General features: G+C 51.2%; 22 protein-coding genes, 2 rRNA genes and 1 riboswitch. Of the genes, 16 read left to right on the top strand and 8 right to left on the bottom strand.

The window, feature by feature from the left end; all coding sequences use genetic code 11:
• The first annotated feature begins 137 nt into the window (after positions 1–137).
• The 3 genes from FLT43_RS20910 to FLT43_RS20920 all read left to right on the top strand — a co-directional run bounded on the left by FLT43_RS20910 (position 138) and on the right by FLT43_RS20920 (position 4,479).
• Positions 138–3,074 (top strand): 23S ribosomal RNA (locus FLT43_RS20910).
• A gap of 140 nt (positions 3,075–3,214) precedes the next feature.
• Positions 3,215–3,331: ribosomal RNA gene (gene rrf, locus FLT43_RS20915) — 5S ribosomal RNA — on the top strand.
• 137 nt (positions 3,332–3,468) lie between these two features.
• Positions 3,469–4,479, top strand: coding sequence for an IS1595 family transposase (locus FLT43_RS20920; protein ID WP_087443039.1), 1,011 nt, complete (start codon positions 3,469–3,471; stop codon positions 4,477–4,479).
• Between the two features lie 38 nt (positions 4,480–4,517).
• Here the strand turns inward: FLT43_RS20920 and FLT43_RS20925 are convergent, their stop codons facing one another.
• Positions 4,518–4,673, bottom strand: coding sequence for a hypothetical protein (locus FLT43_RS20925; protein WP_115057733.1), 156 nt, complete (start codon positions 4,671–4,673; stop codon positions 4,518–4,520).
• Between the two features lie 153 nt (positions 4,674–4,826).
• On the bottom strand, positions 4,827–4,949 hold the full coding sequence (locus tag FLT43_RS30585; protein ID WP_255321597.1) for a hypothetical protein: 123 nt from the start codon (positions 4,947–4,949) through the stop codon (positions 4,827–4,829).
• A 1,049-nt stretch (positions 4,950–5,998) separates the two neighbouring features.
• On the opposite strand from FLT43_RS30585, the gene FLT43_RS20930 reads away from it, so the two are divergent.
• From FLT43_RS20930 to FLT43_RS20945, 4 genes are all read left to right on the top strand, one after another.
• A complete protein-coding gene (locus FLT43_RS20930) occupies positions 5,999–6,991 on the top strand; it encodes a hypothetical protein (RefSeq protein ID WP_087443040.1) in 993 nt (330 codons plus the stop codon).
• A 236-nt stretch (positions 6,992–7,227) separates the two neighbouring features.
• On the top strand, positions 7,228–8,244 hold the full coding sequence (locus tag FLT43_RS20935; protein WP_087443041.1) for a hypothetical protein: 1,017 nt from the start codon (positions 7,228–7,230) through the stop codon (positions 8,242–8,244).
• A 52-nt stretch (positions 8,245–8,296) separates the two neighbouring features.
• A complete protein-coding gene (locus FLT43_RS20940; protein ID WP_087443042.1) occupies positions 8,297–9,292 on the top strand; it encodes a hypothetical protein in 996 nt (331 codons plus the stop codon).
• Between the two features lie 31 nt (positions 9,293–9,323).
• Entirely contained in the window at positions 9,324–10,334 is a 1,011-nt protein-coding gene (locus FLT43_RS20945) for a hypothetical protein (RefSeq protein ID WP_087443043.1), read from the top strand.
• Between the two features lie 188 nt (positions 10,335–10,522).
• Here FLT43_RS20945 and FLT43_RS20950 read toward each other — a convergent pair whose 3' ends face one another.
• Genes FLT43_RS20950 through FLT43_RS20960 form a run of 3 tightly spaced genes read right to left on the bottom strand, consistent with a single transcriptional unit; the run spans position 10,523 to position 14,014 of the window.
• Positions 10,523–11,608, bottom strand: a complete 1,086-nt coding sequence (locus FLT43_RS20950; protein ID WP_087443044.1) for a Ger(x)C family spore germination protein — start codon at positions 11,606–11,608, stop codon at positions 10,523–10,525.
• Complete coding sequence (locus FLT43_RS20955) at positions 11,601–12,668, bottom strand: hypothetical protein (RefSeq protein ID WP_087443045.1); 1,068 nt, start codon at positions 12,666–12,668, stop codon at positions 11,601–11,603. Before FLT43_RS20955 ends, FLT43_RS20950 begins: the two co-directional genes overlap by 8 nt.
• A complete protein-coding gene (locus tag FLT43_RS20960; RefSeq protein WP_087443046.1) occupies positions 12,665–14,014 on the bottom strand; it encodes a spore germination protein in 1,350 nt (449 codons plus the stop codon). The genes FLT43_RS20955 and FLT43_RS20960 overlap by 4 nt, the downstream gene beginning before the upstream one ends.
• 266 nt (positions 14,015–14,280) lie before the next feature.
• On the opposite strand from FLT43_RS20960, the gene FLT43_RS20965 reads away from it, so the two are divergent.
• Together FLT43_RS20965 and wrbA are read left to right on the top strand one after the other, a co-directional pair.
• Positions 14,281–15,054, top strand: a complete 774-nt coding sequence (locus tag FLT43_RS20965) for a pirin family protein (RefSeq protein ID WP_087443047.1) — start codon at positions 14,281–14,283, stop codon at positions 15,052–15,054.
• A gap of 66 nt (positions 15,055–15,120) precedes the next feature.
• Entirely contained in the window at positions 15,121–15,738 is a 618-nt protein-coding gene (gene wrbA, locus FLT43_RS20970; RefSeq protein WP_087443048.1) for an NAD(P)H:quinone oxidoreductase, read from the top strand.
• Between the two features lie 94 nt (positions 15,739–15,832).
• Here the strand turns inward: wrbA and FLT43_RS20975 are convergent, their stop codons facing one another.
• Positions 15,833–16,420: a hypothetical protein gene (locus FLT43_RS20975; RefSeq protein ID WP_087443049.1), complete on the bottom strand. Its 588-nt coding sequence runs from the start codon at positions 16,418–16,420 to the stop codon at positions 15,833–15,835.
• A gap of 77 nt (positions 16,421–16,497) precedes the next feature.
• Positions 16,498–17,901, bottom strand: a complete 1,404-nt coding sequence (locus FLT43_RS20980; RefSeq protein ID WP_087443050.1) for an ABC transporter substrate-binding protein — start codon at positions 17,899–17,901, stop codon at positions 16,498–16,500.
• A 524-nt stretch (positions 17,902–18,425) separates the two neighbouring features.
• Between FLT43_RS20980 and FLT43_RS20985 the strand changes: the two genes are divergently transcribed.
• Complete coding sequence (locus tag FLT43_RS20985; protein WP_087443051.1) at positions 18,426–19,370, top strand: transglycosylase domain-containing protein; 945 nt, start codon at positions 18,426–18,428, stop codon at positions 19,368–19,370.
• A 275-nt stretch (positions 19,371–19,645) separates the two neighbouring features.
• On the opposite strand, the gene FLT43_RS20990 is transcribed toward FLT43_RS20985, so the two are convergent.
• Positions 19,646–19,906, bottom strand: coding sequence for a hypothetical protein (locus FLT43_RS20990; protein ID WP_127510940.1), 261 nt, complete (start codon positions 19,904–19,906; stop codon positions 19,646–19,648).
• Positions 19,907–20,042: 136 nt separating this feature from the next.
• Between FLT43_RS20990 and FLT43_RS20995 the strand changes: the two genes are divergently transcribed.
• The 6 genes from FLT43_RS20995 to purB all read left to right on the top strand — a co-directional run bounded on the left by FLT43_RS20995 (position 20,043) and on the right by purB (position 24,362).
• On the top strand, positions 20,043–20,321 hold the full coding sequence (locus FLT43_RS20995; protein WP_087443053.1) for a DUF1294 domain-containing protein: 279 nt from the start codon (positions 20,043–20,045) through the stop codon (positions 20,319–20,321).
• A 113-nt stretch (positions 20,322–20,434) separates the two neighbouring features.
• Complete coding sequence (locus FLT43_RS21000; RefSeq protein WP_087443226.1) at positions 20,435–20,869, top strand: universal stress protein; 435 nt, start codon at positions 20,435–20,437, stop codon at positions 20,867–20,869.
• A gap of 206 nt (positions 20,870–21,075) precedes the next feature.
• Positions 21,076–21,176, top strand: a riboswitch (purine riboswitch).
• Entirely contained in the window at positions 21,149–21,292 is a 144-nt protein-coding gene (locus FLT43_RS29420; RefSeq protein WP_181823463.1) for a hypothetical protein, read from the top strand. (Overlaps the previous riboswitch by 28 nt.)
• Before the next feature lie 81 nt (positions 21,293–21,373).
• The gene (gene purE / locus FLT43_RS21005) at positions 21,374–21,868 is read left to right on the top strand and encodes a 5-(carboxyamino)imidazole ribonucleotide mutase (protein WP_087443054.1); all 495 of its coding nucleotides are present in this window, start codon (positions 21,374–21,376) and stop codon (positions 21,866–21,868) included.
• Positions 21,865–23,064 carry a 5-(carboxyamino)imidazole ribonucleotide synthase gene (purK, locus tag FLT43_RS21010; RefSeq protein WP_164776489.1) on the top strand — a complete coding sequence of 400 codons (1,200 nt, stop codon included), beginning with the start codon at positions 21,865–21,867 and terminating at the stop codon, positions 23,062–23,064. The genes purE and purK overlap by 4 nt, the downstream gene beginning before the upstream one ends.
• Positions 23,061–24,362, top strand: coding sequence for an adenylosuccinate lyase (gene purB / locus FLT43_RS21015; protein ID WP_087443055.1), 1,302 nt, complete (start codon positions 23,061–23,063; stop codon positions 24,360–24,362). Before purK ends, purB begins: the two co-directional genes overlap by 4 nt.
• Positions 24,363–24,457: the final 95 nt, after the last annotated feature.

Raw genomic sequence — 24,457 nt, forward strand, 5'->3', positions numbered from 1 at the left:
CGTTTTCAGTTTTGAAAGGATAATCCCTTTCACTTGTACCTTGAAAACTGAATCGCGAAAGTAAAGCTTAGAATCATCCTTATAAATAATGATGGTTTAAAAAGGCCACTTTGGGGACTTTTTAAACTACCTTGCTAGGTTAAGCTAGTAAGAGCACACGGAGGATGCCTAGGCGCCAGGAGCCGACGAAGGACGTGGCGAACGACGAAATTGCCTCGGGGAGCTGTAAGCAAGCATCGATCCGGGGATGTCCGAATGGGGAAACCCGGCTGCTGTAATAGGCAGTCACTCACACCTGAATACATAGGGTGTGAAGAGGCATACGAGGGGAACTGAAACATCTAAGTACCCTCAGGAAGAGAAAACAATAGTGATTCCGTCAGTAGCGGCGAGCGAACGCGGAAGAGCCTAAACCGGAGAGCTTGCTCTCCGGGGTTGTGGGACGTCTCACATGGAGTCAGAAAGGTGTTTATTAGACGAAGAGGTCTGGAAAGGCCCGCCAAAGAAGGTAATAGCCCTGTACTCGAAAGTAAATGCCCTCCGAGACGGATCCCGAGTACCGCGGGACACGTGAAACCCCGTGGGAATCCGGCAGGACCATCTGCTAAGGCTAAATACTCCTGGCGACCGATAGTGAAGCAGTACCGTGAGGGAAAGGTGAAAAGCACCCCGGAAGGGGAGTGAAATAGAACCTGAAACCGTGTGCTTACAAGAAGTCAGAGCCCTTTTTTATGGGTGATGGCGTGCCTTTTGTAGAATGAACCGGCGAGTTACGTTTACGTGCAAGGTTAAGGTGAAAAGCCGTAGCCGCAGCGAAAGCGAGTCTGAATAGGGCGAATGAGTACGTAGGCGTAGACCCGAAACCGTGTGATCTACCCCTGTCCAGGGTGAAGGTGCGGTAACACGCACTGGAGGCCCGAACCCACGAATGTTGAAAAATTCGGGGATGAGGTGGGGGTAGCGGAGAAATTCCAATCGAACTCGGAGATAGCTGGTTCTCCCCGAAATAGCTTTAGGGCTAGCCTCGGAGGAAGAGTCATGGAGGTAGAGCACTGATTGGGTGCGGGGCCCGCCAAGGGTTACCAAGCTCAGTCAAACTCCGAATGCCATGGACTTATTATCCGGGAGTCAGACAATGGGTGCTAAGGTCCGTTGTCAAGAGGGAAACAGCCCAGACCATCAGCTAAGGCCCCTAAGTGTACGTTAAGTGGGAAAGGATGTGGAGTTGCCCAGACAACCAGGATGTTGGCTTAGAAGCAGCCATCATTTAAAGAGTGCGTAATAGCTCACTGGTCGAGTGACTCTGCGCCGAAAATGTAACGGGGCTAAACGTACCGCCGAAGCTATGGATTGATGCTTTGCATCAGTGGTAGGGGGGGGAGCGTTGTGTACCGGGTTGAAGGCAGACCGGAAGGACTGCTGGACTGTACACAAGTGAGAATGCCGGTATGAGTAACGAAAAGACATGTGAGAATCATGTCCGCCGAAAGCCTAAGGGTTCCTGGGGAAGGCTCGTCCGCCCAGGGTAAGTCGGGACCTAAGGCGAGGCCGAAAGGCGTAGTCGAAGGACAACAGGTTGAAATTCCTGTACCACCGTAGCCGTTATGAGCAATGGGGGGGGGGACGCAGAAGGATAGGGACGCGAGCTGATGGATGCTCGTCCAAGCAGTGAGGCTGGTCAGTAGGCAAATCCGCTGACCGTAAGGCTGGGCTGTGACGGGGAGGGAAAATTACAGTACCGAAGGTCTTGATTTCATGCTGCCAAGAAAAGCCTCTAGCCAGGTAAAGGTGCCCGTACCGCAAACCGACACAGGTAGGCGAGAAGAGAATTCTAAGGCGCGCGGAAGAACTCTCGTTAAGGAACTCGGCAAAATGACCCCGTAACTTTGGGAGAAGGGGTGCCCCGGTAGGGTTTATAGCCCGAGGGGGCCGCAGTGAATAGGCCCGAGCGACTGTTTAGCAAAAACACAGGTCTGTGCGAAGCCGTAAGGCGAAGTATACGGGCTGACGCCTGCCCGGTGCTGGAAGGTTAAGGGGAGTGGTTAGCCGCAAGGCGAAGCTATGAACCGAAGCCCCAGTAAACGGCGGCCGTAACTATAACGGTCCTAAGGTAGCGAAATTCCTTGTCAGGTAAATTCTGACCCGCACGAATGGCGTAACGACTTGGGCGCTGTCTCAACGAGAGATCCGGTGAAATTTTAATACCTGTGAAGATGCAGGTTACCCGCGACAAGACGGAAAGACCCCATGGAGCTTTACTGCAGCTTGATATTGGACTTTGGTACGGTCTGTACAGGATAGGTGGGAGCCTGAGAAGCCGGAGCGCCAGCTTCGGTGGAGGCGCCGTTGGGATACCACCCTGATCGTATCGGAGTTCTAACCTGGGACCGTGGAACCGGTTCGGGGACAGTGTCAGGCGGGCAGTTTGACTGGGGCGGTCGCCTCCTAAAGAGTAACGGAGGCGCCCCAAGGTTCCCTCAGAATGGTTGGAAATCATTCGAAGAGTGCAAAGGCAGAAGGGAGCTTGACTGCGAGACCTACAAGTCGAGCAGGGACGAAAGTCGGGCTTAGTGATCCGGTGGTACCGCATGGAAGGGCCATCGCTCAACGGATAAAAGCTACCCTGGGGATAACAGGCTTATCTCCCCCAAGAGTCCACATCGACGGGGAGGTTTGGCACCTCGATGTCGGCTCATCGCATCCTGGGGCTGAAGTAGGTCCCAAGGGTTGGGCTGTTCGCCCATTAAAGCGGTACGCGAGCTGGGTTCAGAACGTCGTGAGACAGTTCGGTCCCTATCTGTCGCGGGCGTAGGAAATTTGAGAGGAGCTGTCCTTAGTACGAGAGGACCGGGATGGACGTACCGCTGGTGTACCAGTTGTCTCGCCAGAGGCATAGCTGGGTAGCCAAGTACGGAAGGGATAAGCGCTGAAAGCATCTAAGCGTGAAGCCCCCCTCAAGATGAGATTTCCCACATTGGTAAGACCCCTTGAAGACGACGAGGTAGATAGGTTGGAGGTGGAAGTGCAGCAATGCATGGAGCTGACCAATACTAATCGGTCGAGGGCTTATCCTAAGTAAGATGATTCGCAAGACGAACTTTCGCATTCAGTTTTCAGGGTGCAACATCTGTTAGGCAGACAAGAGCTGCCGACGTAGATACGCATCAGCACTTGGCGGTGCTGACCTGAACATGTTGGTTTCATCCAACACCTGTTTGGTGGCGATAGCGGAGGGGTTCCACGCGTACCCATCCCGAACACGACCGTTAAGCCCTCCAGCGCCGATGGTACTTGGACCGCAGGGTCCTGGGAGAGTAGGACGCTGCCAAGCAGACAAAGACCACTGACTTTCTGTCAGTGGTTTTTTCTATAGGCTGTTTTCGTATAGATTGTGGCTTTCTTGAACATACTTTTCTTAAACATACTATTAAAGGGTTGATATAATAGGGTTTAAGGAGGTGTTTTTGGATGTGGAAAGATGTATATGAAGATTTCAGCGAACTTACAAAGCCAGAGCAATTAGCATTGTTTGAAGCCGTGAAACAAGATTTATTTCCAGATAAACCAGATAAAATTACGAAATTACTTAAAAGCATTCGTGAATCACGATTTGCATCTGGTTTGGGTTGTCTTCATTGCGGGAGTACATCTGTAAAGCGGAACGGTAAGTATCGTTCAAGACAACGCTATCTATGTAATGATTGTGGGAAGTCGTTCAATGATATGACCAATACGCCATTTTTTGGGTCTCGTTATCCTGAAAAATGGGTGAAATACATTGAATTGATGGTCGAAGGTTATACTCTACCGAAAATTGCTGAAAAACTACAAATACACATCTCTACCACCTTCTACTGGAGGCATAAAATTTTGAACGCATTAGGCAGTCTTGGTTTTAGTCAACTGCAAGGCATCGTTGAAAGTGACGAAACCTTCTTCCGTGAGTCTTTAAAGGGTAAGCGTAAAATTACCCATAGAAAAGCCAAGAAACGTGGAGAAAAAGACGAAAAAAGAGGGATTTCTAATCTTAAAATTGCCGTTGTCGTGGCACAAGACCGTAATGGAAATATTATTGCTCGAAAGGCTGGAACAGGGCGTGTTAAAGCCGAAGAAATTGACGCTGTAATAGGTGACTATATTCAGCCGTCTTCTCTGTTATGTACAGATACAGCGACTAACTATAAGAAGTTTGCAAAAATTAAGGGATTACAACATGAAACTGTCAATGAGCGACAAAAACAACGTGTGAAAAAGGGAATCTACCACATTCAACATGTTAATAACTTTCATAATCGCCTAAAAGGTTGGATGGAACGTTTTCAAGGTGTAGGAACTCGTTATTTAGACAATTACCTTTATTGGTTTCGTTGGTTGGAATTAGGAAAAAATTTAGCATTTGATAAACGTGTAGAACGAATGCTTGTTTCAGCATGTCAAAAATCTAATTATAAAACTGTTGAAATGCTAAGAAGTGCATAAAAAAGAGCCACAAGTTAGTGACTCACTCTAATTTATGCTTATGCTTTAAAAGCATCTACAAATTTTTTTGCCTCTATCAATGACATACCTGTTTCTTCTCTCAAAAACTTCACCGTTTTAACCTCACCAATTGAATTCAATTTCTCTTTTACTGAGGCAATCAGTTTCTCATTATATATTTCAGTATAGTCCATTTTGTAACACCTCCTTCCAATCTATAAACTTTTATAGGAATACTTAACCCATTAGATTCAAAAATACCACAACTTAAAGTGAAAAATGCCGTCAAATGACGACACCTGCTTGTAAATATCACATTACTTTTCTACTTATACAAAATCAACGCACTATGAAAAAATATTTGAAGAATATTGTACTTCTATTATCTCTAATGAGGCATCGGATAGAAAATCATTCAGCTTTTTATCAAATGCTTTTTCAGAATAACCTAATATTGTTTTGGCTTTCAAAATAACGCCCCCTTCTATCTGTAATATTTTATACGAATATTTAACCCTTTAGTTTCAATTATACGTTTTTAATAGTTTGAAATTCATTTTATAAAAAGCAACAATATCTTAGAAAACAGCCTTTCTATATCTACGGAAGAATGCAGGGAATGCGGCGAACCGGAGGACGGTGAACCGGACGAACATGTCATCGCATCCTGAGGCATTGTTGCACTCTAGGGCGTCATCTTATCCTGGAGGCATCGTTGCATTCAGGGCGTCATCTTATGCTAGAGGCATCATCGCATTCTGGAGGCGTAGTTGCTTCCTGTGGGGCAGACCTTCTGGGGCTGAGCGTGGGAGGGAATTGCTGCGTTTTTACAGGAATTTCGGCCCAATGAGTCCACATCCTGAGGAATTCCTGCGAAACTACATCATTTTAGTCCCTTTTGCTCCAAGTCGAAGCGACTCGGGGGAAATTCCTGCAGTTTTGCAGGATTCCCTTTTTGGTGAAGTCGTGCCTATCGAATTGATGCAATTTTGCAGGATTTGTCGGGGCCATGCGGCGTTACAACGCTCTGAGCATGATCATCATTGATGTTCCCGGCTGACGGTGGGGAAATTGTCCAAGCTCAGGAATTCTTCAATTTAAAATATTGTCTCGACTAGTGAAAGTACCCATTAGCACCCAATGTGGGTGCTTTTTTTGTATATTGTGACCCGGAATGAGTAAAGGGCAAGCATCTGATTGTCTTAATACTTTCTTAGAGTTGTTAAGGTTTTCTTAAAAAGCATTATCAGTAGCAAGCAATTTGTTGAAAAAACGGCAGCCGCAGAAAATGAACATTCCCGATTTAATTAAGTTGGTTAATGTATCTGGATGCCAAAGACGGTGACGCTCTGTTCAATATAGTGTACCCAATGGTCAAAAGTAACTGATATATTCTGTTAGTTAGTATTAACGTTTTCTTAATTAATATTAATAGAATGTTTTGTGGTTTTTTTCCAACTCCTTCGCTAGGATAGTATAGGTGAACATATATTCAGGTGGTTACATAGGAGGATTCCCCATGAACTTGAAAAAGGCTATCGTCGCAACACTGGTCGTATCCGGCATGCTGGCCGCATTGGCCGGACCGACTCCTGCCGGCGCGGAGGCAGCGCAAGAGAAGCAGCAAGAGCAGCAGCAAGCGAAGAGCAAAGAAGTGAAAACCGACAAGAAGCTGGCTGCCAAGCTGCAAAAGGCGGTAAAACAATTTGCGGGGAAAGAGGTAAAGCTGCAGGATGCGGGCGAGTCTACATCTGCTGAATTTGCAAAGGTTACATCGATAGATGGAAAGTACGTCGTCCATTTTGATTATAAAAAAGGTGAAGTATGGTCGATAGACGGAACGATTCCACTCGATAAAGTCAGCAAAGAGATTCAGGAGCAGGTCCTGAAAGCGCTGAAAAGGGCATACGCAGAGGCATACCCAAAGAAAACATACGTCCTTGATAAAGAAGTTGTTCTGACTAAGCCTTATGATGGGAAAAAAGAAAAACTAAAAGATTATTTTTCGTATACGTTGACAGGGAAAGATTTTGAGGCAGTATGGAGCGGGACAGGTTTTGTCAGTGCAGTTACATTAAAGCTTGCCAAGGAGGAGCTCGATTCGAAATGGCTGGAAACGGCAGCAAAAGCGGTGAAAACGGCTTTCGATCATGATTTGAATGTAACAGCGGCGTATCTTTATCCTGCCGGGGAAAATTTTAATATGTTGTCACTTGGGGATAACGATGTATCACTTGATATGGAAGCAAAAGAGGGAACGGTCTCGAGCGTATATCATAAAACAAGGAAAGCGGTAACGACCAACCAAGAGGTTACGGAAAAAGATGCAAAGGAAGTGCTCGCTCCGCTTGCCAAGGATTTGTTTAATATCGATATCTCGGGATTGGAAGCGAAGTGGGACAACGAATTTAAAAATTATTATTTCGATAAAGGCAAAGAAAGGGTATTGAGAGCTGCATTGGATGCCGATAAGAACGCGGTGTACATTATATCGGGCCGCTTTATAAATTGAACAATCTACCTTCCATAACAGGATGTTTTTACCAACCACTTCGGCGGACGTAGTGAATAACGTCTTCTACCACACTGTAGCGGAGATACGGAAGAATGTCTGCTCTTTCATGAATGCAGTGTTGAAAGAACCTAAGCAATCATTAACCGTCTCTGTGTGCGAATGGAGTCTGATAGAGTGGTGGATCTTCTTTAGTTCAACTTATATAGCATGCACAATGAACCAGGAGGATTACTATGAATGTAAAAAAAGCAATTCTAGCATCTATGATCGTATCCAGTATGTTGGTTACCTTGGCAGGACCGATTCCTGCCGGAGCGGAGGCAGCGCAAGAGCACCAGCAAGAACAGCAGCAATCCGATAGTAAGAAGGTTCCCATCGACAAGAAGCTGGTTCCCAAGCTGCAAAAAGCGGTAAAACAGTTCGCGGGAAAAGAGATGAAGCTGCAGGATGTTGGCGAGTTTGATAATGAAGCAAGAACGGTGGTAGAAGTCAAATCTGAAGACGGAAACTATCGAGCTTACTTCGAACATAAATCTGGAAGAATATGGGGTGTGAGCGGAGATACGACAATCGATAAAATCGGCAAAAAGGATAAAGATGAGATCCTGGAAATTTTGAAAGGGATGTATTCAAAGAAGACATACAAATTTGATAAAGAAGTGGTCATGTACACGAACTATGATGATAAAAATGAAAAGCTTACAGATCATGTCACATATCAGTTGAGAGGGAAAGACTTTACGGTAAGTCTGGATACGTGGCCGCAAGATAAACGTCTGTACGGGGTCAATATCAGATTTGACAAGAAGGAGCTTGATTCGAAATTATTGAAAACGGCGGCTGAAGCGGTGAAGACGGCTTTAGATCATGAATTCGACGTGACGGAGGCTGCTCTCGTATATACCGGGGATAGAGGGAATTCATGGGTCCTTGAGGACGACAATGCTATGGTTTATGTAGAAGCAAAGACCGGGAAGGCAACCAACTTTTATCATCATGCGCGCAAACAAGTCACGACAAATAAAGTGATTACGGAAAAAGAGGCCAAAGAAAAGGTCGCTCCGATTGCCAAGGAATTATTCAATATCGACATTTCCAAGTCTGAAGTGAAATGGGACAGCTTATATAAAGATTACTGCTTCTTCATCCAAAATAAAGGCACCGTGGTGAGAGCGGCATTGGATGCCGACAAAAACGTGGTGTATCTTAAATCCGGGGACAATGCGTCCCACGGGGGAGACGGCGTTTGATTGGGGTCAATTTCTAATTTGATGTAGGAACATGTATATAGGAGGATTTATCATGAATTTGAAGAAAGCTATCGTCGTAACCTTGGTCGTATCTGGCATGCTAGCCGCATTGGGAGGACCGATTCCTGCCGGAGCCGAGGCAGCGCAAGAGCAGCAGCAAGAACAGCAGCAATCGAAGAGCAAAGAAGTGAAAATCGACAAAAAGCTGGCTCCCAAGCTGCAAAAAGCGGTAAATGAACTTGCGGGGAAAGAGATTAAGCTTAAGGATACCGGCGAACTTAACAATGGGCAGGTTACGCTTCTATCGGCAGACGAAAAATATGGTGTTGACTTTGATTCTAAAGGCGGAAAAATATGGAGTGTTTTCGTTGAGACGACAATCGACAAAGTCGACAAAAAAATTCAAAACCAAGCCTTAGAACAGTTAAAGAGTACCTATTCAAAGAAGAAATATGTATTTAACAAAAACGTTACACTGTACCAATCCTACGACAATAGTAAGGGGAAACTTGCCGATAATAGATATTATCATTTAGAAGGGAAAGATTTTCGCATTATTGTGCATCATAATATTTCAGAAGACAATGGCCACGTCGCCGGAACGACGATCGATATTGACAAAAAAGAACTTGATCCGAAATTGCTGAAATCGGCAAAGGAAGCGATCAAAACGGCGTTCGATCATCAATTTGACGTGACGAAGGCCGAGATCGAGAGTCAGTGGACGCATCATACGTGGGTGCTTGAGGACGACAAAGTGACGGTTTATATGGAGAACGGGAAAGCAATCAGCCTGATCAATGAACAAGGCAATAAGGTCACGACGAATAAAGAGATGACAGAAAAAGAAGCCAAAGAAGCGGTCGCCCCGCTCGCGAAGAAATTATTCAATATCGACATTACGGGATATGAAGTAAAATGGGACAGCTTATTTAAAGATTACCGCTTCATCGAAAAAGATGACATTACGGCCGTGAGAGCGGCATTGGATGCCGAGAAAAATGTCGTGTACATAAAGTCGGGGAGCAGAGCGGCCGCAGGGAATTAAAGAACAGAAGCAGATGCATAGGAGGATTATCATGAATATGAAAAAAGCTATCGTTGCAACACTGGTCGTATCCGGCATGCTGGCGGCATTGGCCGGCCCGATTCCTGCCGGAGCCGAGGCAGCGCAAGAGAAGCAGCAAGAACAGCAGCAAGCGAAGAGCAAAGAAGTGAAAATCGACAAGAAGCTGGCTGCCGAGCTGCAAAAGGCCGTAAAACAATTCGCGGGGAAAGAGATTAAGTTGCAGGATGTTGGCGAGCTTGATGAAATGTTAGGGTGGGTGTGGATTCGTTCTGAAGATGAAACTTATAGTGTAGCCTATATACAAGAGAACAAAAAAATATGGAATATCAGAGGCAAGCAAAGCATCGATAGAATCAGCAAAAAGGATCAGGATGAAATCCTGAAAGTGCTGAAAGGGATGCATGCCAAGAAAAAATACACATTTGATAAAGAAGTTAACGTGTCCGAGTACTATGAAAATCCAAAGGAACCTTTTACCCAGTATTCTTTGAGCGGGAAGGATTTCTCCGCCTTTCTGATGAAAAATCTGCCAGGGTCGACAGAGAAAACTCGTATTGGGGCCGCGATCGAATTTAGCAAGAACGAGCTTGAACCGAAATTACTGAAAACGGCGGCGGAAGCAGTGAAAACGGCTGTAGATCTCGACTTGGACGTGACGAAAGCAGTTCTAGAGGGTAACGTTGAGAATAAGAAGTGGAAGCTTACAGGCGGCAAGGTTACGCTTGCTTTGGATGCCAAGACGGGGAAGGTAGGCTACGTTCATGACGGCGGGCGAAAACAGGTGTTGAAGAAAGATATTACCGAAAAAGAAGCGAAAGAAGCGGTCGCCCCGATTGCGAAGAAATTGTTCAATATGGACATCCAGGGACTTGAAGTGAAATGGGACAACTCGGCTAAAGATTTTAGCTTTATCCAAAATAAGGAGACCAAGCTGGTAGCGGCGCTGGATGCCGACAAAAACGTAGTTTACTTGATGCACGGAGAAAGAGTATATATTGAAGAATTGTATAATCAAGAATAAAGCATAGATAGTAAATAGGAAGATAGAAAAAGCAGATGTGCGCTGCCGTGTACACGAATAGCAGCAGCCCGTTGGCAACCCGCCGACGGGCTGTTCGGCATTCCGCGACCCGGAAAAACACCCAATTCCGAGGTACGCTTGCAAAGTAATGCAGGCGGTTGCGAGCCATGGCTGGCCTTGCGGCTGATTTATTCAATCTCGCCTGTGCTGTCCAAGGTGACACGGGCTTTGACGTTGAATTTGACACGGGGATATAGCGTCTTCCAGTTGTCCCAATCTTGATGTCCTCCATGCCGCGTCGCAATATAGCGCAATCCGAATCCAACCGGATCCAGCTGCATGTTTTTCAATCTGTTCAATAGATCAAGATAAGATTTTTCTATCGTTCGTTCGGCCACCCGTTCGATGTCTGCCCGGTTGGACTCGAGTATCGTAGCGGATGATTCTTCCGCGATCCCTCTCAGCTTCACAAAGAAATCTATTGTCGGCTGGTTGTGATTAGAGGTGTTGATCTTGTAACGGTATTTATATTTATGGACGGCCAAGGAGGCTTTCAGATTCTGTTCCTTAATGTTTACTTCAAAGCCAGGATGCATGTACATCAACTGATTGAGGATGAGGGTTTGATCCGGTTCGAGCACCATTTTGATTTTACTTTTATCGAACAGGGCAACCTGGTTAATCTCATAGGTGTGATTTCTGATTTTAATGACCGGCAAGTAAGGGTCTCTCCCTTTCTCTAAGAGCCGTTCATAAAAATCGTACAGGTATTCGGTAAGAATATACGACGATTCGGTTCCTTCCCGGCCAAAGCTCAGAATCAGGGAATTGCCGGGCAAACGCTCGGATTTCTGACTGAGCTCTAGAATCTCCTTGGCGGAGTGTTCCGCGACGGCTACATATTCGATCCGCTGGACTCCGCGGCGGCGTACGAACCAGTCGATATGCTTCTTCATATCCCCTTGGGCAATCTTGTTGCCGAAAACCGTAACTTTGGCATGGCTCAGATCCAATTCTTTGTCTACGTCGGATCTCATCAGTTCCAATGCTTCGGGGATACTGTCCGCCTCTTTGCTAACGATTTGGAAGTTCGATTTGCCGGGTTCCGTCAAGGTCGTGGGGATAATGAGTTTTACGGTCACCTCGTATTTTTTCTCCGATCCTTGATCGATACCCAGCGCCACAATCAGAAAACGCTTGTCAATATCCTTGAAGCCGCACCCCGTGAGCAAGAGGATTGCGCTCAGGAGGATAGCCAATAATCTGTTAGGCATGCCGTTCCCTCCTTCCGATTCCAACCATGACGGCGACCAGTACCAGCTCGGCGGCGAAGCGAAGCGAGAACCAGTAATGAGAGAGTGTGATGATTTGCTTCTCATTCACATAATAACCGGCGGCCAATACGGCAATCGCGGCAAGTCCTACCAGTATGCGCTTGATATGCACCGGGCGGGACTGGAAGCCTCCGCTCATCCATTCGGCGGCTGCATTCCAGCTTGTCGCCGCAAATATCAATGACATGATGATATAGCTGAATAAAAGCAGAAATACTCCGCGCTCAATCACGCCATATTTGAACTGGATCGAATCGGCCGTATTTACCCAAATATGGATATATTGATCGACCGCCTCAGTACCGTGGATGCCGATCGGAATGAAGACGACGGCTCCGAATACGATACTGCCGAGGACGGGAATCCACCATAACCTGATGCCGCCTCCCCGAAGAGTTGCTTGGTCCACGGACAAGGAGATATATCCAGAAAATAAAAAGCTGGCGACAGCGATCCCGTTCCAGGACGGAGCGTTCAATACGTAATCGTTCATGGTGAACACCGCGTCCCAAGAAAATGTAGATGTGCGGGCTGCTTTTATCCAAATAAGCCCAAGGATCGGGGTTATGATAAATATCCATAACTCCAGATTGTAGAGAATCGCGATGGAAGCTCTTAAGGATGCCCAGCAGACGGCGATCAGGAAACAGAAGAGCAGCACGTAAAAGTCCATATTCGGGTTAATGAACCCCTTAATGACATAACAAATCGTAAGCAAAACCGATGCGCCTGCCGCGAACCAGGTCAAGCCGAGAACCTGAAACATAATCATCGCAATGGAACGGGGGACGTGGCGCTCTATAATCTCCTTCAGAGATAAGTCGTGAAAGGGCTTCAGGCTTGCCTTGAACAGGCAGGACATCACCAAGCCCAGCACCATAGCGATCCCAGCCGAGGCAATAGCTCCGTCGTACCGGGCCTGGAGGAGCGCTCTTGGCAAGTAGAGAGCGGGGCTAATGATTCCACACAGGATGACAAGATAGAATTGATACCGGCTCATGACCATTTCCTTTGCTTATAGTTAGTGGCTGAATATTCTCCTCGATAGATGCGGAAATAAGGCTGGCCGAAGCTTGTCATGCTTGCCAAATAAAGCGTAAAGCAAACCAGGCCAAGCAATATACCGGTAATCCCGAATAGCATGGCGAGCAGGATGAAAGGGTACTTCATCACGCGCATCGCAGTACTCATCGCATTCAGGGGAATGACAAAGTTAACAATAGCGACGGCAGAAGCAACAATAATCATAATGCTGCTTACTAAGCCCGCTTCGTGTGCCGATCGGCCAAGGATAAGTCCGCCTACAGTCGTAGCGGCTTGGCCTATGTTTTTGGGAAGCCGGATACTCGCCTCGATTAACGTCTCGAGAACAAACAGCATAATGAAGACCTCGAAAAAGGATGGATACGGTACGGTGGATCGGCTTCCGCCAATAGATACAGCTAGCTGCACGCGGAAAATCTCCGGATTATAGGAGACGACCGCAATATAGCAAGCAGGCAGAATAACCGTAATGACCAGCGCCAAATACCGAAGGATGATCAACGAGTGAGTCACCCAGAAGGATTGATAAACATCATCGACCGAACACATAAAATCATGGAACACAACAGGGGCAAGCAAGGCGTAAGGCGTTCCTTGCATAAGGATAACGACCTTGCCCTGTGCCAGATTCAACGCGATCCGATCCGGCCGTTCCGTACTCAGCATGACGGGAAAGAGCCGATACTTCGTTGGCGTTATGAGCGCTTCAAGCTGCTCTACATCTTGAACAATATCGGCATCAACGGCTTGCAGCTTTTTTTGAATGTCTTGCAATACATCGGGATTGACGAGTGTGGAATCATATAGAATAGCTGCTTTGGTTCGGGAAATCCGGCCTGCATGCCATTCTTCCATCACGAGAGAGGAGGAAGGATAGCGGTTGCGAATCAAGTTGATATTTGTCTTGAGGTTCTCCGATAATGCGAAGTCCGGACCTTGAATCGTAGATTCGACAGCGGCTTCATCCGGCTGATTGATTTTGACATCCGCTGCAGACAACGCCCATAACCGGTCATTGAAAAAGACAATGGCGCGGCTTTCCAGCAGCTTCGCAGGGATTGCGCTTACCTCCTGAAGTTCCTCACATAATAGCTCAGACTGAAGCACTCCCGTGAAGGCTTCGATTGTAGCGCATGTGGCAAACGGGTCTGAAATCCGCTCTCTGATTACTTTCGTGTCGCAAAGCGTGTCGAAGAAATAAATAATCGCTTGCAGTTCTCCATTATGCAAACGCTGAACTATGAAATCGTTCGAACGCGATGCCTCTCTCACGCTATCGCAAATATCGCCGATGGTGATCAAGCTTATCCCCTCTTACCTTCAATATTCCGGTTGCTTAGGGAAAGTATGCCCCTTTTTGCCCGGTGTATGCGATTAGGGTGGTGGCTGGAGATATCTTGACATCGAGATAAATACGGATTATGATGTTACTCATAGGCGCTCAATAGGCAGGCGCGATGAATAGGTACCTCTTGCTTAGCGATCGCATTGTTGTTGTCATATATCTCGAATTAAAGATAATTATGCTGGCAAAGCCAGTCAAAATTCATGGCAAAGGGAGGATGGATATGAAGATTCAGCGGTATACGGCGAGCCAGATGGGAACGGGTGCGTTCGACGGCGGCCGGATTACGGAGATCAAGCCGATTGGCTTCCCGCATGAGGGCGGGGCCGTCACACGTGTCAGCACGTTGTTCTATTGGGCTTGGGCCAAGGCGAAGGAGGAGGGCTATATCCCGCCTCATCCGCACCAGGCGTTCGAGATTCTGTCTTATGTCATTCAAGGCAAGACCCATCATGGAGACTCGCTCGGAACGGACAGCGTCGTCGGTGCGGGAGGCGCGCAATTGATTCAAGCGGGGAGCGGCGTGGAGCACAGCGAACGCATCGTCGGCCCAGATGCCGATATGCTCCAGATCTGGTTCGAGCCGAATCTGCTGGAGGCGAGAAAGCGCCCGCCCCATTATGCTCAGTTCGAGCACGAGGCGTTCCCGGTTCATGAATCGGGCGGCGCCACCGTGAAGACGGTGCTCGGCGACGGGGCGCCGTTCCGCCTTGTAGCGGATGCGCGCATGTGGGACATTACGGTGCAAGCCGGCTATAGCTACGAGGCCGTCTTGCCGCCCGGCCGTACATGGACGGGGCTGATTATTGGCGGCAAGGGGAGCATCGGTTCCGTGGAAGCGGGAGAAGAACTGGTGCAGTATGCCGGCGAACAATTCATAATCTCGACCGGTAAAGAAGATGATAATGAAATCCTGCGCATTCAGGCGGAGGAAGCGACACGCCTGATTGCCATTGAAGTGCCGACGAATGTCGATTATCCATTGTACCGCAAATAACGTACCAAAGACTGAAAGACAGATTGACTCTATACACCGAAAATGAAAATAAAGGAGCGGTTTATGATGGCAAATGTGAAATTGGCAGTAATCTATTACAGCTCGACAGGCACGAACTATCAACTGGCGCAATGGGCCAAGGAAGGAGCGGAAGCGGCAGGAGCCGAAGTCAAGGTGCTCAAGGTGCCTGAGCTGGCGCCGCCCGCGGCGATCGAGAGCAATCCGGCTTGGAAAGCGCATGTCGACGCGACGCAGCATGTGCCGACGGTACAGCCTGCGGACCTGGAGTGGGCGGATGCCATCATCTTCAGCGTGCCGACCCGGTTCGGCAATATGCCATCCCAGATGAAGCAGTTCCTGGACACGACCGGAGGGCTATGGGCGCAAGGCAAGCTGACGAACAAAGTGGTCAGCGCGATGTCCAGCGCCGGCAATTCGCATGGCGGACAGGAAGCGACGATCCTGAGCCTGTATACGTCGATGTATCATTGGGGCGCCATCGTGGTCGCTCCCGGCTATACCGATCCAGCGGCGTATGCGGCAGGAGGCAACCCGTACGGCACCAGCGTAACCGTGGGCCAGGACGGCAAGATGGTCGAAAATGTAGAGGCTGCGGTGAAGCACCAAGCGAAGCGCACCGTAACGACAGCCGGCTGGGTCAAAGCAGGAATGGCGCAAAGCTAAGCAATGCCGCAAGAAAAGGGTGTCCGGGCCGATATGGCCTGGGCACCCTTTGGTTCAATATGCCAAATTAGATAGACTGTGATTGAGGGGCAGCTTAATCGTCCAACTCGATGTTGAGAATGGTTCCGTCCTGATCGACATCCCATTCGATCTCGGTGCCCGCCTTGAAGCCTTGGCCTGTCTCATCATCGGCGATCATATGATTCCCAACCTCGATCGTTTTTTCTCCGCCATGCTCCAATTGAACCGTCACGCTGCTGCCATCTACGGCACTGATCATGCCTTCATATTCGACCTTACGGACCGTCGCCTTCCCGTTCGGGTCGGTGATGGTGACCCGCTTGCCGCCGTCCTTCAGCAGCTCTATCTTCTTGTGGCAGCCGTTCCCGGTATCGATTGATTGGAGTACCCGTTCCACCTCCGCATCGTCCGCCGCAGATTGTCCTGCCGACGAATTGCCGCCAGCCGTCGTGTCGGAATTCGATGCCGCATCTTGTCCGGCCGCAGCCGAGTCTGCGGGAGCTTCTCCTGGCGTCCCGGCGCCCGTCGGGCTCGACTGAGTTTGTGCCGGGGACAGGGAAGCATCGGGTGCGGCCTGGTTGTCTGCGCAGCCCGATATCAATCCGCTGGCAATAAGAAGCGCCGAGCAGGCGGCGAGCCACGGCATTCTCTGTCTGTTCATGATGTTCGATCCCTCCTTATGACAGTATACCGTGTACGGCAGCGAATGAAAAAGGAACGAAGGAAGGAGGCAGCGTTCTATTTCAATTCCTTCATTTCCTTGACGATGGCTGCATATTCCTCCTCCATCTCCCGCAAGTAAGTCGCCGTATCCTTGTCGGGGGTCGTGACGAAGGTACGCGCCTTCTGAGTGATGTAATCATCGTAGAAGAACGTGACTAACGGCCCATAAGGGGAAAAATTTGAAATGCTCGCCATACGCTGCTCAAAAATCGGGCGAATGTTATATGTTTTGTCGGTCGCTTCCATGTCCGCCGCCGAATATTGCTCGAACGCTTCCTCGTTCTTGATCGTCGGCGGGCTGCCGACACGGGACAGCACAAGCTGGCCTTCCTGCGAAGCCAGATACGCGATGACGGCCCAAGCCGCCTCTTTATGCTGGCTATGCTTGTTCATACTGATGGAGATCGCCGGAACAGATGGTCCGACACCGGGGTGCTCCGGCCATTCCGGCACGGATACGATATCGAAGTCCAGTCCCTGGACAGCGTTATACAGCGGAAGCGTAGGGAGGGAGACGATCGTCATCGCCACATTTTGATCATTGTTGAAGGTGTAGGAATAATCGCTTGAGTCTACCATTCCGGGGATGCTGCGGTATTTATCCAGCATATCAAAAAATTGCTGAAACGCAGGTTCCTTCGTAAACAATACTTCTCCGGTCTCAGGATCGGTTCCGTTGACGCCGAATTGAGTGAGCGGGACGGAGTAGTGGCCGAAGGACAGGCCTCTGTATTTCACGCCATCCCGTTCAGCCGTTACCTGCTTCGCCAGGTCCAGGATTTCATCCCAGGTCATGCCGTCCCGCGGATAGTCGACGCCGAATTTTTCGAAGACAGCTTTGTTGTAATAGAGAGCTCTCTGGGTGCCTTCGATCGGCATGCCGTAGAGCAGGCCGGTGCCGTCCGGATCGAGCGCGCGCTGGATCTCGACGATGCCGTCGTTGATGACCCCGAGATCGAAGCCGCTTTGCTCAATGTACGGATCGAGCGGCTCCAGCATATCCAGCTCCTTCAACATGTCATAGCCCTGATGCATAACATATAAATCAGGAATATCTCCGCACGCATTCAATTCCTGGAGTCCTTCCGGAGTGAGCGAAGCGTTAGCCTGCTCCAGCGTGATGTTCGGGAATTTCGCTTCGATTTGTTCTTTGTAGCGGATGCGGAATGTCTCTTCATCGACTTCGATAATGAACTTCACGGTTACCGGGGCGCCGTCATAGGTGACGTCATTCGTACGCGAGGCTTCGTTCGGCTGCGTGGTATCCGAGCCATCTGTCTGTGCAGGGATGGATTGAGGCGATCCGTCCTGCCTCTGATCCGGAGGTTGAGGGGGCGGTTCCGCGGCCGTTCCGCCGCAGCCTGACACCAGCAGCATCATGAGGATGGCAATGGATAGCAGGGAAAGGTTTCTTTTCATAGTTAGCGAGCTCCCTTCTTTTCGAACAAATAATATGAACTTCTTCAGACCCGCCCGGTTCCGCCTCGCATGCGTAAGCGGAGACCTGGAACGGTTCCGAATCGTTCCCACGTCCATGATCGAAAAATACAAGCAAGTTCTCGCTGGTTCCATTTCCGCGAAGAGATTGAAGTTAATAAAAGAATAATGCCGGGCCATGTTGAGTTGCGATGATGATTAGTAAACATTTTCAAAACAAATGAGTGAATCCGTAAGTGAATCTGTAGTGCATCTGTAAGTGAATCCGCTCTGATCCGGCTAGAGAAATCGTACTAAATATGATGTTAATATGGTGTTAAGAAATGTAAAAACGCTAAAACTGTATCCACTTCCGGATTCATAGCGATCGGGGCCACAGATGCCGTCCAATATCAGGGGAGCGGGATGGCGTAGCTTGCGCACTTGTAAGCTTCATGCAACCGAATTCGATGGGAAGAGCGGTCTCAATTTTGTACACTAGACCTATCGAAAGGAGGTCGATTCCGATGAAAATCATCAGATGGGAGCATCCGGCGAAGGGCTCGCTCGCGCTGCGTTCGCCGATTCAAGCGATGCGCGCGCATGAAGGGGAATGGACGGGCTCTCCGGGCGGAAACGGCGCGTTGGCTTCGGAAGAACGGCCTGGCAAGCAAGAGCAAGTGCAGATAGATAAGGAATCTAGATCCGCGTCCATCGTCCGGAGTATCGCGCATGTCTGGAGACGATGGGTCATATATGGGCTGATTGCGGCGATATTGGCGCCGGTTATCGGATGGTTCATGATGGCCGGGCTCGCTCCGGCCTGGATGAACGAAGCGACGCTGGGGGCGCTGCGGGAAGAGATACGTGAGGGGGTTGCGGCAGACGGGAGACATATCGTTCGTCTGAAGGACATGCCGGCTTATGTTACGGAGGCGCTGCTGGCCATCGAGGACCATCGTTACCGTTACCATCCAGGCATCGATCCGATTGGACTCGCCCGCTCGGTATGGATCAACGTCACGAAGCAGCAAAAAGCGCAGGGCGGAAGTACGATTACGATGCAGCTGGCCCGCAACCTGTTCCTGACCCAGGATAAGCTCTACTCCCGCAAGCTGAAGGAAATGGCCATCGCCGCCAATCTGGAATGGAGATATACGAAGGACGAGATTTTGGAGATGTATTTCAATAAGGTCTATTTTGGACACGGAAAATACGGGATTGAAGATGCCGCCCGCTTCTACTTCGGGAAGACCGCCGGGGCATCTGATACGCTGGAGACGATTAATGAGGCGGAAGCGGCGATGCTGGCCGGGCTGCTGAAGGCGCCCGAACGGCTGTCTCCGCGAAAACATCCCGCAGAGGCCGAACGCCGCCAGAACATCGTGCTGCGCCGGATGGTCGAGCTGGGCTGGATGACCGAAGGGGAGCGCCAGCATCTGAAGAAGGCGGAAGTCGTCCATCCTTCATGATGGAGCGGAGAGGGCTGTCTCATAAGCAGTATGGAGCTGCAGCGATACAGCCGCCTGATGTTGGCAAGCTCGGCTTGACGGGAGATGCATGCCGGGAAAGGTGTGGAAATACGCGGGACTTGGGGGAAAGGGAAATGCGGGGAAATACGTGGGAATGCGGGGTAGGCGGGTTAGTGCGGGGTAGTGCGGAAAAATTGCAAACTGCAAAACTGCAAAACTGCAAAACTGCAGTATTCCCTTACGGCGTTTACTCCGTTGCAGGAGTTCCTGCAAAACTACATCAATTTCAGCCTAAACGATAGATCAAAAGCAAAATTCGGCGAAAAAGATGCTCTTTTGCAGGAATTTAACAAAATACGGGCGGAAATAGCGTAAAATGCTGCATTAGTGCAGGATTTTTCTGCCCCGTCCATCTCCGCCGCTTTTCTCGCCGCCGTATTTTCCTCCTCTTTATTCCCGCTCTCTACTCCTGCCGCTGTGCTCCTGCCGCTGTGCTCCTGCCGCTGTGCTCCCTGCCACTGCATTCTTTTTGCCACGTCTTGCCCCGCATTCTTGTGCACTGCTTATGGGACAGCTTCTTCGGATTAGGTCAACCAAGGATTCTTTCTGCGCAGTAGCCGCCTGCAGCGTCAAGTTGTATAATATTTGTAGGGAAAGGGGGATTCTTCATCTATGGACGGGACGCTGCTTGTATTTGTGTATTTGCTGGCCGTCAATATCGCAGGCTACCAGATGATGGCGGTGGACAAGCGCCGGGCGATTCGGCACCGGCGGCGCATTCCCGAGCGGAGGCTGTTCCTGGCCGCCTGGCTGGGAGGCGCCCTGGGCGTGCTGACCGGGATGTACAACCAGCGGCACAAGACGCAGCATGTGACATTCACGGCAGGAATCCCATTCATCCTTATCGTGAATATTGTGGTGTTCGGTTATCTTTTTGTCAAAATCGGGTAATAGAGGAGTATCGGTTCCGCAGGTCTGTGTCAAGATGGGCGATGTGGAACGTTCTTGGCTGTGCGATACTGTTATTACATAGCGTTGACTATGAAGAAAGCGTGGTGGAATGTATGGTATTCAATCGGATTCTTGTCGCTTATGACGGATCGGAGCCATCGAAGAAGGCTTTGCGCCATGCCATCAGCCTGGCGGAGAACAATGCGGAAGCGAAGCTTCGCGTTGTGCATGTATTCCAGTTCCCGCAATATTTTATCGGAACCGCGTATGCGACGGCGACCGTCGAGACGAATGAAGAGCTGTACCAGTATGCCGAGCAGACGCAGGACGATGCGGAGCAGCAGGTGGCGCTGCTTGGCGATCGGGCGGAGGTGAAGCTGCTGCAGGGTCCTCCGGGACAATCGATCGTCGCAGAAGCCGAGGAGTTCGGCTGCGATCTGGTCGTGATCGGCAGCCGCGGGCTGAGCGGATTCAAGGAATTCGTGCTCGGCAGCGTCAGCCACCATGTCGTGCAGCATGCGAAGGGGCCTGTTCTCGTCATGAAATAACTTGATACCTTGGGAAGAACCGGAAGATGCGTATGCAGACACCGGTTCTTTTTTATTAGATAGGCATAATGAACTAAATCCGAACAATATTATATATTTTATGGATTATATTCGTATTTTAATCCTTGACATGGCTGGTACCCCTTGTTACACTGGAGTTGCTTGAACCATTGACGAATAATTTTGAATTTTGAACTACGATTGATATAATTTCATCTTTCTGAACTCGTATAATTCCGGGAATATGGCCGGAAGTTTCTACCCAAGGACCGTAAATCTTTGGACTACGAGAATGACGACCAGACGGATACGCCGCAGGTCTGTTTGCTGCTGCCTGTCATCAGGAGGCGGAAGGACGGACTTGGCTTCTTAGGCAGCCGGGGCTTCTCATTCTTGCGTTCGGAGATTGCGATCAGGGGGTAGCCATCCGCTGATTTTTTTATGCGCGTGACAGGGATTATTCGGAAGCCGGGCAAAAAATAGGGTGAAAGCAGGTGCACGACGATGGACAAGGACAAGGTGCGGGTAGGCGTCATTATGGGGAGCACGTCCGACTGGGAGACCATGCGGCTCGCATGCGAGGTGCTGCAGGAATTCAATGTTCCGTTCGAGAGCAAGGTCGTCTCGGCCCACCGGACGCCGGACGAGATGTTCCGCTATGCGGAGACGGCGGAGGAGCGCGGGCTTCGCGTTATTATCGCGGGCGCGGGCGGTGCTGCCCATCTGCCGGGCATGGTCGCCGCGAAGACGGTGCTGCCGGTCATCGGCGTGCCGGTGCGGTCCTCGCAGTTGAACGGGGTGGACTCGCTCCTGTCCATCGTGCAGATGCCGGCCGGCGTACCCGTGGCGACGGTGGCGATCGGACCGGCGGGCGCGACGAACGCTGGGCTCCTGGCCGTGCAGATGCTTGGCATGCACGATGAGAAGCTGCGCGCGCAGGTGGCAGCGCGCAGGGAAGCGGTGCGGCAGCAGGTGCAGGCCGCGGGGGACCTCGCATGAGGGCCCCTGCGGACGGCGGCATGCGGCCGCAGGCGAAGGCGCCGGTGCTGGCGCCTGGCGCGACGGTAGGCGTCCTCGGCGGCGGCCAGCTTGGCCGCATGCTGGCGCTGGACGGCGTGCGCCTCGGCTACCGCTTCGTCGCGCTTGACCCGGCGGCGGATGCGCCCTGCGCCGCGGTGGCCGACCTCATCTGCGCCGATTACGGCGATGAGGAGGGGCTGGCGGAGCTGGCGGCGCGCGCGGACATCATCACGTACGAGTTCGAGAACGTGGACGCCGCCGCCGTCGAGCGGCTCGAGCGGGCCGCTCCCGTGCCGCAGGGCAGCCGCCTGCTACGTCTGGCGCAGCATCGCCTGCGCGAGAAGGAAGCGCTGCAGGCCGCCGGCATTCCCGTCGCGCCGTTCGCGGCGGTCGCTTCGGCCGACGAGGTGCGCCGCGCGCTGCAGGCGTTCGGCGGCGCCGGCGTGCTGAAGACGGCCACCGGCGGCTATGACGGCAAGGGCCAGCGCACGCTTCGCCAGGAGGGCGAAGCGGAGGCCGCCTTTGCCGAGCTGTCGGCGCTGGCCCCGGAGCTGGTGCTCGAGGCGTTCGTGCCGTTCGAGCACGAGCTGTCCGTCATCGCCGCCCGCAGCCCGCGCGGCGAGATCGCCGTCTTCCCGGCGGCGGAGAACATTCACCGGGAGCATATCCTTCACCTGTCCATCGTCCCGGCGCGCATTCCGGCCGGCGTGCAGGCGGAAGCCGGGCAACTGGCCCGCCGCATTGCGGAGGCGCTCGACGTCGTCGGCCTGATCGCAGTCGAGATGTTCCTGACCGCGGACGGCCAATTGCTCGTGAACGAGCTCGCCCCGCGCCCGCATAATTCCGGGCATTACACGATGGATGCGTGCCGCACCTCCCAGTTCGAGCAGCATCTGCGGGCCATCTGCAACCTTCCGCTCGGACCGGCCGAGCTCGTCTCTCCGGTCGTCATGGCCAACCTGCTCGGCGAAGATGCGGCTGACATGGTACAATGGTTCCGTGCGGACGACCCGGCTGCCGGGCGCCTTGGCGTGACGCCGAAGCTGCACTGGTACGGGAAGTCGGAAGCGAAGCCGAAGCGGAAGATGGGGCATGTTAATATCGTGGCCCCGAACACGGAAGCGGCGCTCGCTTGGATGAGAGAATCGAACATGTGGAGGAATACGAGACGATGATTGAACGTTATTCGCGCCCGGAGATGCGGGCCATATGGACGGAAGAGAACAAATTCAAGGCTTGGCTCGAAGTGGAGCTGTGCGCGTGCGAGGCATGGGCCGAACTGGGCGTCATTCCGAAGGAGGACGCCGAGGCGCTGCGCGCCAAGGCGGGCTTCGATGCCGACCGGATCTATGAGATAGAAGCAGAGACGCGCCACGATGTCATCGCCTTCACGCGCGCCGTGTCGGAGACGCTCGGGCCCGAGCGCAAATGGGTCCATTACGGGCTTACCTCCACCGACGTCGTGGACACGGCTTTGGGCTACCTGATGAAGCAGGCCAACGAGATTTTGGAGCAGGATCTGCTCCGGTTCATTGATATATTGAAGGACAAGGCATTGGAATACAAGGATACGCCGATGATGGGCCGTACCCATGGCGTCCATGCGGAGCCGACGACGTTCGGCTTGAAGATGGCGCTCTGGTATGCGGAAATGCAGCGCAACCTGGAGCGGTTCCGCGATGCGGCGGATGGCGTGCAGTACGGGAAAATCTCCGGGGCGGTCGGCACCTATGCCAATATCGACCCGTTCGTGGAGAAGTTCGTCTGCGAGAAGCTCGGCACGAAGCCTGCGCCGATCTCGACCCAGACGCTGCAGCGCGACCGCCACGCGGAGTATATGGCGACGCTGGCCTTGATCGCGACGTCGCTCGACAAGTTCGCGACCGAGATTCGCGCGCTGCAGAAGAGCGAGTTCCGCGAGGTGGAGGAAGCGTTCGCCAAAGGGCAGAAGGGCTCGTCCGCGATGCCGCACAAGCGCAACCCGATCGGCTGCGAGAACATTTCCGGCCTGTCGCGCGTCCTCCGCGGCTATATGCTGTCGGCATACGAGAATGTGCCGCTCTGGCATGAGCGCGACATCTCGCACAGCTCCGTTGAGCGCATTATTTTGCCTGATGGCACGATGCTGCTGAACTATATGCTGAACCGCTTCATGAACATCGTGAAGAACTTGACGGTCTTCCCGGAAAATATGAAGCGCAACATGCAGCGCACGTATGGCGTGCCGTTCTCCGGCCGCGTCATGACGAAGCTGATCGACCGGGGCTGGAGCCGCGAGCAGGCATACGACACAGTGCAGCCGCGTGCGATGCAGGCGTGGGAAGAGCAGCGCAGCTTCCGCGACATCATCGAGAGCACGCCGGAGATTACGGCGGTGCTGAGCGCGGAGGACATCGAGGACGCCTTCAACCCGTCCTGGCACTTGAAGCATGTCGATACGATTTTCCGTCAGCTTGGTTTGCTGGAAGGATAGGTTGATTTTTGATTCCAATTCCTGAGGATGGTTCATCATAGAGGCAAGTCTATCAAGTGGAAGTCTATTCAAAGCAAGTTAGCAAGGCATGAGTG

Source organism: Paenibacillus thiaminolyticus, from assembly GCF_007066085.1.
GTDB lineage: Bacteria > Bacillota > Bacilli > Paenibacillales > Paenibacillaceae > Paenibacillus_B > Paenibacillus_B thiaminolyticus.

Coding starts and splice junctions, on each gene's coding strand:
- FLT43_RS20920 (WP_087443039.1), top strand. CDS start 3,469: ATGTGGAAAGATGTATATGAAGATTTCAGCGAACTTACAAAGCCAGAG.
- FLT43_RS20925 (WP_115057733.1), bottom strand. CDS start 4,673: ATGGACTATACTGAAATATATAATGAGAAACTGATTGCCTCAGTAAAA.
- FLT43_RS20930 (WP_087443040.1), top strand. CDS start 5,999: ATGAACTTGAAAAAGGCTATCGTCGCAACACTGGTCGTATCCGGCATG.
- FLT43_RS20935 (WP_087443041.1), top strand. CDS start 7,228: ATGAATGTAAAAAAAGCAATTCTAGCATCTATGATCGTATCCAGTATG.
- FLT43_RS20940 (WP_087443042.1), top strand. CDS start 8,297: ATGAATTTGAAGAAAGCTATCGTCGTAACCTTGGTCGTATCTGGCATG.
- FLT43_RS20945 (WP_087443043.1), top strand. CDS start 9,324: ATGAATATGAAAAAAGCTATCGTTGCAACACTGGTCGTATCCGGCATG.
- FLT43_RS20950 (WP_087443044.1), bottom strand. CDS start 11,608: ATGCCTAACAGATTATTGGCTATCCTCCTGAGCGCAATCCTCTTGCTC.
- FLT43_RS20955 (WP_087443045.1), bottom strand. CDS start 12,668: ATGAGCCGGTATCAATTCTATCTTGTCATCCTGTGTGGAATCATTAGC.
- FLT43_RS20965 (WP_087443047.1), top strand. CDS start 14,281: ATGAAGATTCAGCGGTATACGGCGAGCCAGATGGGAACGGGTGCGTTC.
- wrbA (WP_087443048.1), top strand. CDS start 15,121: ATGGCAAATGTGAAATTGGCAGTAATCTATTACAGCTCGACAGGCACG.
- FLT43_RS20975 (WP_087443049.1), bottom strand. CDS start 16,420: ATGAACAGACAGAGAATGCCGTGGCTCGCCGCCTGCTCGGCGCTTCTT.
- FLT43_RS20980 (WP_087443050.1), bottom strand. CDS start 17,901: ATGAAAAGAAACCTTTCCCTGCTATCCATTGCCATCCTCATGATGCTG.
- FLT43_RS20985 (WP_087443051.1), top strand. CDS start 18,426: ATGAAAATCATCAGATGGGAGCATCCGGCGAAGGGCTCGCTCGCGCTG.
- FLT43_RS20995 (WP_087443053.1), top strand. CDS start 20,043: ATGGACGGGACGCTGCTTGTATTTGTGTATTTGCTGGCCGTCAATATC.
- FLT43_RS21000 (WP_087443226.1), top strand. CDS start 20,435: ATGGTATTCAATCGGATTCTTGTCGCTTATGACGGATCGGAGCCATCG.
- purE (WP_087443054.1), top strand. CDS start 21,374: ATGGACAAGGACAAGGTGCGGGTAGGCGTCATTATGGGGAGCACGTCC.
- purK (WP_164776489.1), top strand. CDS start 21,865: ATGAGGGCCCCTGCGGACGGCGGCATGCGGCCGCAGGCGAAGGCGCCG.
- purB (WP_087443055.1), top strand. CDS start 23,061: ATGATTGAACGTTATTCGCGCCCGGAGATGCGGGCCATATGGACGGAA.